This is a genomic window from Holdemanella porci (genome assembly GCF_019052655.1).
GTDB lineage: Bacteria > Bacillota_I > Bacilli_A > Erysipelotrichales > Erysipelotrichaceae > Holdemanella > Holdemanella hominis.
Genome location: NZ_JAHQVB010000136.1, coordinates 1 through 1,138 on the forward strand (window position 1 = coordinate 1; position 1,138 = coordinate 1,138).

2 protein-coding genes are annotated in these 1,138 nt (G+C 35.2%); both read right to left on the bottom strand.

The genetic code is table 11. The annotated features are described in order from the left end of the window. Positions 1–65: 65 nt before the first annotated feature. Complete coding sequence (locus KTQ83_RS11785) at positions 66–1,022, bottom strand: DNA-directed RNA polymerase subunit alpha (protein ID WP_117925013.1); 957 nt, start codon at positions 1,020–1,022, stop codon at positions 66–68. 24 nt (positions 1,023–1,046) lie between these two features. Further along, positions 1,047–1,138, bottom strand: a 92-nt coding sequence (gene rpsK, locus KTQ83_RS11790; RefSeq protein WP_217256946.1) for a 30S ribosomal protein S11, incomplete at its 5' end; no start/stop codon positions are given.

A 1,138-nucleotide genomic window follows, 5' to 3' on the forward strand; every position in this document is an offset into this window, starting at 1 on the left:
ACGCAACAATGCTTTACGATGATCGGCTTTACGTCCCAATTTACGATTCCACATGGTATTTCCTCCTATCCGTTATTCTGCTTAAAAGACAATCCTAATTCTTTAATTTTGTCTTTAACTTCTTGTAATGATTTCTTTCCTAAATTACGAACGTGAATCATTTCCTCTTCTGTTTTTTGAGTTAATTCATCAACAGTCGCAATACCAGCACGTTTTAAACAGTTATAAGAACGAACTGATAGTTCTAAGTCTTCAATCATTTTATGAGTAGTATGTGCTACAGGTTCTTCTGAAACTTCAACTTCTTTTTCTTTCACTTCAAGACTAGCTTCATCAACTGATGCCAAAATTGATAAGTGATCACGTAAGATTTTACCTGCTACAGCTAATGCTTCACTCGGTTTAATTGTTTCATCTGTAGTAATTTCTAACTCTAATGAATCATACATACTTCCATCTTCGCCTTTAATTGGTGTAGCTACATAGCTAACATTTTTAACTGGTGAATATAGAGAATCTGTATAAATAATACCAAGAGGTTGTCCTTCATTTTGGTACATTCTTTTATTTACATCAGAACGTACGAATCCACGGCCTAAACGAGCCTGAAGTTCCATGTGCATAGAACCTCCTTCAGACAAAGTACAAATTGGTAAATCTTTGTTTAACACAGTAACTCCTGTTGGACATTCGATATCACCTGCTAAGACTGTTTTTGGTCCTTCCTGGTCAATACGAAGTGTATAAACTTCATTGTCATGAATATCAATATCTAAAATCAATTGTTTCAAATTTAAAATAATTGAAGCAACGTCTTCTTTTACCCCTTTAATACCTGTAAATTCGTGGTATACGCCGTCAATACGAATACTGAAGATCGCACCTCCAGGAATTGAAGATAATAATACACGGCGAAGTGCATTACCTAATGGTGTACCATAACGATATTCTAATGGTTCTAATAAGAATTTACCTACTTTTGTTGTTTCTTCGATAGTCGAAATTTTATACTTTGTGCTCATTTGGACACCTCCTTAGTATGGTGACTATCCACGAGGTCGTTTTGGTGGACGACATCCGTTGTGTGGAATTGGTGTTACATCATTGATCATTGTAATTTCTAAACCAGCTACCTGTA

Coding starts and splice junctions, on each gene's coding strand:
- KTQ83_RS11785 (WP_117925013.1), bottom strand. CDS start 1,022: ATGAGCACAAAGTATAAAATTTCGACTATCGAAGAAACAACAAAAGTA.